Origin of the sequence: Aliiglaciecola lipolytica, assembly GCF_018860635.1 — a bacterium.
GTDB lineage: Bacteria > Pseudomonadota > Gammaproteobacteria > Enterobacterales > Alteromonadaceae > Aliiglaciecola > Aliiglaciecola lipolytica_A.
The window spans coordinates 157659-165365 of record NZ_JAHKPT010000022.1 but is presented as its reverse complement, the minus strand read 5'-3'; the positions used below and the strand labels follow the sequence as shown (position 1 = coordinate 165365).

Annotated in this window: 7 protein-coding genes; 5 read left to right on the top strand and 2 right to left on the bottom strand. The window is 41.0% G+C overall.

What is annotated here, in order from left to right; all coding sequences use genetic code 11:
* Positions 1–425: 425 nt before the first annotated feature.
* Both KO530_RS12300 and KO530_RS12295 read left to right on the top strand, forming a co-directional pair.
* Positions 426–593: a hypothetical protein gene (locus KO530_RS12300; RefSeq protein WP_216048731.1), complete on the top strand. Its 168-nt coding sequence runs from the start codon at positions 426–428 to the stop codon at positions 591–593.
* Between the two features lie 89 nt (positions 594–682).
* Positions 683–1507: a LysR family transcriptional regulator gene (locus KO530_RS12295; RefSeq protein WP_216048730.1), complete on the top strand. Its 825-nt coding sequence runs from the start codon at positions 683–685 to the stop codon at positions 1505–1507.
* A 186-nt stretch (positions 1508–1693) separates the two neighbouring features.
* Here KO530_RS12295 and KO530_RS12290 read toward each other — a convergent pair whose 3' ends face one another.
* Entirely contained in the window at positions 1694–1927 is a 234-nt protein-coding gene (locus tag KO530_RS12290) for a hypothetical protein (RefSeq protein ID WP_216048729.1), read from the bottom strand.
* Between the two features lie 241 nt (positions 1928–2168).
* On the opposite strand from KO530_RS12290, the gene KO530_RS12285 reads away from it, so the two are divergent.
* From KO530_RS12285 to KO530_RS12275, 3 genes are read left to right on the top strand one after another with little or no spacing between them, the layout of a single operon-like run.
* Positions 2169–3629, top strand: coding sequence for a RimK family protein (locus KO530_RS12285; protein WP_216048728.1), 1461 nt, complete (start codon positions 2169–2171; stop codon positions 3627–3629).
* Positions 3630–3638: 9 nt separating this feature from the next.
* Positions 3639–4802 (top strand): GNAT family N-acetyltransferase/peptidase C39 family protein, encoded by a 1164-nt coding sequence (locus tag KO530_RS12280; RefSeq protein ID WP_216048727.1) that lies wholly within the window; start codon positions 3639–3641, stop codon positions 4800–4802.
* A 9-nt stretch (positions 4803–4811) separates the two neighbouring features.
* Complete coding sequence (locus KO530_RS12275) at positions 4812–5597, top strand: RMD1 family protein (RefSeq protein WP_216048726.1); 786 nt, start codon at positions 4812–4814, stop codon at positions 5595–5597.
* A gap of 70 nt (positions 5598–5667) precedes the next feature.
* On the opposite strand, the gene KO530_RS12270 is transcribed toward KO530_RS12275, so the two are convergent.
* Positions 5668–7527, bottom strand: a complete 1860-nt coding sequence (locus tag KO530_RS12270) for a TonB-dependent receptor plug domain-containing protein (RefSeq protein ID WP_216048725.1) — start codon at positions 7525–7527, stop codon at positions 5668–5670.
* Positions 7528–7707: the final 180 nt, after the last annotated feature.

Sequence of the window (7707 nt, the reverse complement as noted above, 5' to 3'; positions counted from 1 at the left end):
CTATCTTACGGGTATTTAGCCCTGAGACTGCTCAAGCATTCTCGGTTTTATCTAAATGAGAACATGCTCAAAGCATCCATCGAAGCCCTAGTGGAGGATGCAAAATGTTGATGCCGCTGTGGGGATCCCTCAGGCTAAAACCCATGCTACAAAAGCTGGATGAACGCCCTCCCCGTAGGCGGAGCTTTCGCTCTGCCCATAACATTGTAAAACCCATGGGCAGAAAACCCACTCATCAAAACTAATACCAATTCAGCAAAACTAATACCAATTCAGCAAAAAATATATTTATCTTAAAGATAAATTTTTTTTGTTTCACAGCCCGTTAGGAAGTTGCAATGATAACTCCACTCAAACAGAGTCAGGATGGAGCGAGTTCTATTCTGTCATGCAATGAGTAATGAATATTTAACTGGTGAGCTAAAATGAGCAAAGATTACAGACGCGAAAAAGAAGACTTTGATAATTCAGACTGGATGTATAGTAATTCTGACGCGCCGCACAAAAGTAAGCGTATGAATGATATTGAAAGGCGTAAACGAGACAGTAAAAAGTTGAGTCGAGAGCGAGATAGACAATCTCAATATCATTAAGCTAGAAAGATTAAGCAGGCCATAGTGCTTGCTTAATCGGCATATTTAAAGTATTAAACGGGTAACCTAGTCAAATTCGTGAATTTGTTGTGGATATCCGTTTCCTTAGTACTTTTTTGGAAGTTGCTAATACACGCCATTTTGGTAAAGCAGCTGACAACTTATACCTCACTCAATCTGCCGTTAGTGCCAGGATTAAATTGCTCGAAGAGTATTTTAATACAGCCTTGTTTATTCGTAATCGAAATAGTATTCAACTTACTCCAGCTGGTGAACAACTCATTCCTTACGCGAAACAACTGTCGGCAAAACTGCTAGAGGCAAAACAAGCATTAAATCATAAAAGCGTCAGATTTTTGAGTGTGGCAACCACTCCGAATGCATTCTATTTAAGTCTTGATAAGATCCTCTGCGAGGTCGCTCATCAATTTCCTGAGATATCGCTTCGAACAGATTTAGGAAACACTGAATTGTTGTCTAGGCAACTACATGAGCGCACCATAGACATGGCCTTCACCACAGAACCGCTTAAACTGGATAACGTTGAAACCAGTCAAATAGCAGAAATCCCCCTGCGTTTTTTTGCCAAACCCAATAGCCAAGAGTTGGAAGAATATGTTCACATTGAGTGGAGCCATAAAGTCACAGACAATGTTTATCAACAATTCCCCCAATGCCGAAATGCACGTTTAAAAACCAGCTCTTATCAAATAGGACTTGGGCAATTAAATAGTAGTGAAAAAGGCTGTACATTATTACCTGAAACAGGAAGCTACCCCGGATTGGTAAAATTGGATATTCCTTGTGATTTTAACGTGCGTATTTATTTGAATGTGATTGAAAATAACAATATTGAAGAACTCATTGCAGTAGTTAAATTTATCACAAACTCAGTTTCTGCAATAAGCTCCTAAAGGCCATGCTACAGGGTTTCTATTGTAGGCGGCGGCTTTAGCCCTGCGAGAACATACAAAATTCCATGGCCTAAAGGCCATGCTACGGAATTTTTATTGTAGGCGGGTGCTTTAGCCCCGCGAAAAATACAAGCCTCCCATGGCCTAAAGGCCATGCTACGGGTTTGAATGTGTAGGCGGGTGTGATTATACTTTTTTAGGTAATGCCGTTATTTTTGTGAAACCTTCAGATTCAAGCTCTTCGTTAACACAATTTAAAACAAACTCTTGCTTGCTCAAATCGCCAGTACCATCTTCCGCGGCGACTTCAAGACAGTATTGCAGCATATCAGCAACGGTGTCTGGGTCTGCTGCTTCTTGCGCATAAGAAACACTAGCGTAGATTGCTGTTACTGCTGCGCCTAATAGCCATTTATTCATTGTTTTCTCCAATATAATTAGGGAATTTGATCGGTTTATAAAGTGGCTGGATTTTTATCCCATTAATCAATCTTTGCCAGCAAATTAATTTGCTCGTGAAGACAATAATTTTTCGTCAATGTACTAGGCTTTTATTGTTGTATTTGGCTATGGAACGTCTATATTTCGCTCACTTTTTTAAGGCTGTTAAAATGACTTTTTCAGCGTTTAAAAAATTCACATTTAAGGCTGAAATTAACAAATGTATAAATCGTTAGTCGTCGTTGACACGTTAGATGGGTTACCACAAATTGATGCAAATATAATCGATTTCGCTCAGTATTTGGCGGATTATCCTAAAGCTGGTGAACCCAAAACCAGAGTAATCAACTTATGTAATACATCGCTTTATTTGAGCGAGGGTTACTACTGTTCGTTACTGGCTGAAGCCCGTCAACATAAGGTGTTACCCAGCGTTAACTGTATTAACGATTTAACCGCATTAAATCGGCACGAATCAGTAGAAAAATCTGGACTAACACTAGCTAAGTCTTTCCTTCCTATGCAATTTGATAAGGAAGAAGTGGAAATCTTGGTATTTTTTGGTTGGACCGAAAATGAAAGTTTCAAAAAGTTATCAAAACATGTGTTTGAGCGTTATCCAGCGCCAATATTACGCCTAAAAATAAAGCCATCTGATAACTCTATTTGGGTGCAGGTATCGGTTATGGGCTGTAACGAGTTGGATGCGAAAACTTGGCCGGTGTTTATTCAGCGTTTGGAACATTACACCCAATCAACTTGGCGTAATCATTACAACAAGAAAAAATTCCGTTGGGACATGGCGATTTTAGTTAATGAACAGGAAAAAACACCTCCAAGTGACAGTAAGGCGTTGAAAAGCTTTATAAAGGCTGCTGAACAAGTGGGTATTCACGCGGAGCTAATTAACGCAAAACAAGCAACCAATATTGGTCAGTATGATGCTCTATTTATCAGGGAAACCACTGCGATCGATCACCACACCTATCGTTTAGCGCGCAAAGCTGAACAAGATGGTCTGGTAGTCATTGATGACGCACAGTCTATTCTGCGCTGTTGCAATAAAGTGTTTTTGCACGATGCATTTAGCTATAACAAAGTACCAGCTCCAAAAAGCAGTTTTGTTTCAAACGCACTTGATGAAACCTGCGAAAAGCTAGCCGCAGAATTTGGCTATCCAATCGTACTTAAGTTACCAGAAAGTTCGTTTTCAATGGGTGTGTTTAAAGTTGAGAACTTTGCTGAGCTAAAATTGAAATTAACCGAAATGTTGACTAAATCAGCATTGGTTTTAGTCCAAGAGTACGTTTATACCGATTTCGATTGGCGTATTGGTGTGCTTAATGGCCGTGCTATTTATGCTTGCCGTTATTTTATGGCTCGCAATCACTGGCAAATATACAACCACGGCTCCAAAGCACATTTCTCTGGTGATTTTGAGACTTTGCCAACTTTCGAAGTACCCAAGCCCGTGTTAGATGCGGCGGTGAAAGCCAGTGCTATCGTTGGTAAAGGTTTATACGGAGTAGACATCAAACAGGTTAATAACCAGGTATATGTGATTGAAGTGAATGACAACCCCAGTTTGGAGTCGAAAGTGGAAGACCTTTATTTAGGTAAAGAGCTGTACATGATCATTATGCAAGAATTTGCGAATCGTCTTGAAGCGAGAGGTCGCTAAGTGAACATTATGGTATCTAAACAACAAACGATGCCAATTTTAATAAGAGCAGCAGCAAATGAAGATTTGCAGCAACTGCTCGAATTGGAAAAACAGAGTTTCGATTCTGATCGTTTAAGCCGCCGGAGTTTCAGGCATTGGCTGAAATCTCCTACATGTGTATTTATTGTGGCGGTACAAGAAAACGCGTCGGAAAAATCTCAAGCAGCGATATTGGGTTATGGACTTGTGTTGATGCGCAAAGGTACTCGCTTGTGCAGGCTATATTCGATTGCCGTATCGAAACAAGCCAAAGGAAGCGGTTTGGGCAAACGTATATTGAGTGAATTAGAAAAAGAATCTGTTGAGCGCGGAAAATTGTTTATGCGTTTAGAAGTAGCCTGTGACAATGAAACGGCGATAAACCTTTATAAATCTTTCGGTTACCGATCTTTTGGTGTTTATCGCAACTATTATCATAACAGTGTAGACGCTTTGCGTATGCAAAAGCCGATTCACCAACGTTTAACTCAACAACGCTGGGCAAGTTACCCTTGGTATCGACAAACCACGGAGTTTACTTGTGGACCTGCAGCTTTGATGATGGCGATGAATAATCTCGATTCTGAGATGAACATGAACCAATCTTTAGAGTTAGATATTTGGCGACAAGCTACCACCATTTTCATGACATCTGGTCACGGTGGTTGTCATCCTATTGGTTTAGGCATAGCGGCAATGGAACGGGGTTTTGATGCCAAGGTATATGTAAATACAAAAGACACTTTGTTTCTTGATGGCGTGCGCAGTGAGCATAAAAAAAACATCATGCATGCTGTTGAAAAACGCTTTAAACAACGAGCAAAGGAAATTGGATTACCGATCCAATATAGCGCACCCAGTGTAGCAATGATCCAATCAGAATTAGCAGCAGGTTCGGTAGTGCTGAGCCTGATAAGTACCTATCAACTAGACGGTAAAAAGTCACCGCATTGGGTGACTATTACCCATGTAGATGATGACTGCTTATATTTCCATGACCCTGATCCAGATGACACCACAGAGGAAGTTGATAATCAGCAAATGGCAGATTGCCAACATATTCCGTTGGCGAAAGAAGACTTTAATAATTTGTCGGTATTTGGTAAGTCCAAATTACGTACAGCCGTTGTTATTAGTCGTGTAAGTAAATAAGGAAAAAACATGACAAGCAATTTTTCATCTCAACTGATTGAAGTTATCTGCATCGCAGACACCCTTGAACTCAAGGCGATTCAAAGTCAGTTTGCTAAACACTTTGTGGTTAATCGTTACAGAGATGCGTTACATATAGATCTTCCTAAAGGTCATGTATTTATATTTGACTATGGGGTGGTTGTGACTTGGGGAATCAGTGCCGCTAAAAAGACTGATTTAATGGAAGACTTGAAGGCGTTTAATACCACAGGTCCAACTGAGCACTGGGAAGTTTACCAGTTTAATTTGGTCGATGATGCCAAGCTATCCATTTGCAATGACATCTTTACTTTAGGCGCGGCGAAAACTCACACTTTATTGGCCATAAGCCATGCGTTTGCGCAGTCACGTAAATTGGAAGTATTTGAATCTCAAGCGGAAAGTACGATTACCCATAATCGACATCTGGCAAAAGAACTTGCTACCACAGGTAATATCAAATTAAGCCGAAAAAAGCTGGCGATGCGACGAGGAGCGCTATTTCAAACTAAAAACGACATTATGTTGCGTTTTAGTTTATTGGATATACCAGAGTATTTTTGGGATTACCCTGCGACCCAAGAAGATTATTTGGCCGCAACCAAATATCTTGAACTGACTCAAAGAATTGAATTGCTCAACCTCAAGCTAGAAACTATTCATGAACTCTTTGAAATGCTGGCGGCGGAGCAAAACCATAAACATTCTTCATTTTTGGAATGGATAATCATCATCTTGATTGCGGTGGAAATAGTGCTTTTTTTCGTTCATTAACCGCAGGTTAGCGGTTAATCATAAAGGCCAAATACCTAACTGTATTTGGCCGTTTAAAGATATTTTTAGTTTAAAATTGATAGGTCATACCAACCCGAAAATTGGCATCATTATTCTCAAACCCAACGGAATCTTGAATGTCATGAGCAAGGGCGTTATCGATATTTAAGTGAGTCTGCAAATTATCCGATAACTGCCAATTTGCTGATACACCGTATTTAGCATATCCACCCAATTCAACTAATCCTGTGGGAATTGAACTATCTAAATACGCATCCCTCACATCTGCAAAAATTGAGATAGTCACGTCGTGCCACTGGGCATCTAAACTTGCACCACCAGACCATTCTGGGCGTCTGCGCAACTGGCTTTGCTGGCCGTCAACCGTGATATCTACATAGCTTACGTCAATTGACAGTTGCAGCCACTTTGTTAATTCAATATTACTGTTTAGCTCTACCCCTGAAGTTTCCACACTACTTCGATTAACCGAGGTAAATAGTTCAGCGTCAAAATCTACCAAATCAGTGAAATCATTTTCAAATAACACCAATGTAATTTGCCCCAATTCAAAGACCCATTCCACGCCGAGTTCTTTATTGACACTGCGCTCTGGTTGCAACTCCGGATTGCCCACCAGCGGATGTGCCAAGGCAAAAAAGCTCGGCAATTTATAACCTTCGTTGTACACCGCAAACACATTTACATCATCAGAAAGATCATAATGTCCAGCGAATCGAACCGATGTTTCACTATCGAAGTTGTCAGCATCGTCATATCGCAATCCTAAATCTATAGCATAGTTATTTTGCGCATATTTCCCTTCAATAAAGGCACTTTGCGAATTCTGTTCTAATACAAAATCTACAGGTAGTTGAAATCCATAATCAAGAAAGCCAGTATTGCTGCCTTCAGCATCGCGTGCACTAACCCCAACCACAATGGTAGTTTGTTGATTTAGCTGATGATTCACAAACAATTCAATTTCAGAACGAGTGAACTGTGAATCAATAACACTAGCAGGCACACCTGATTGCACTCCTTCGGCGATACCTGGGTGATCTGATGACTCCTGACGATCCAACCAAGACAGGTTAAGATTAACAGCCAACGATGGTTCTAACTGAAGCGTATTGTTTAAGCCCACCAGCCACTGCTCGCTGTTGCGTTGTTCGGCTACCTGAGGCATTGCATAAAGCTCTCCACCGGAATCTTCAGCAAAACTCAGGTTTTCATTGTCACTGTAAGTGACTAACAGTCGGTGATTTTGTTTAGTGTTGGCAAAAGCGACTTTAAACAGACCTTGCTGACTGTTAGCCGTGGCAAAATCAGAAGCTTCCCTTTGCCTAGAAGATAGACTCGCCAACACCGAAACACCATTCGCGTAAGCATGGGAAAGATTTAAACTCCCGTTAACCTGTTTATCGCTGCCAACTTCCAAATTAATCGCTGGCGCAGCTTGCTCTCGAGTAATAATATGAATCACTCCGCTGATGGCCTCACCACCGTAGATGGCACTGATGCCACCGTGATAAACCTCAACTCGCTCGATACTTTGCGGGTTTATTTGGCTAAAATCGAAACCGCCCCCACGACTATTTGTTGAGTCATTAACCGCAACACCATCAATTAGAACCAAAGTGAAATTAGATTCGCCTCCACGCACAGATACAAAGGAAACACCACCAGCAACACCGTTCTCAGCAATAACGATATTGGGAATGCGATTCAGAAGGTCGAGTGTGGATGCAGGGTTGATAGCATCAATTTGCTCTCTAGATAAGCTGGAAAAACTGCCCGCTGTATTATCAGCTAGTCGCGTACCCGTAACCTGCAGTGTTTCCACATTTTGTTGGGCCAAAACCGATATTGAAGACACTGACAGGGAAAACAGCGCCGCAATGCAACAAAATCCGTACTTCAGATTCACTTGAATTATCCTTGATATTGATAGAAGAAATTAATTTAAGGGAGGCGATTCTAAATGCTTTTACTGACGCAATCACCTTTATTTATCGTTTTTATTGCGTTGTTCATCGGCCCGAATATACGTTCATTCCATGGCCTAAAGGCCATGCTACAGGGATTTGTATTGTAGGCGGCGGCTTTA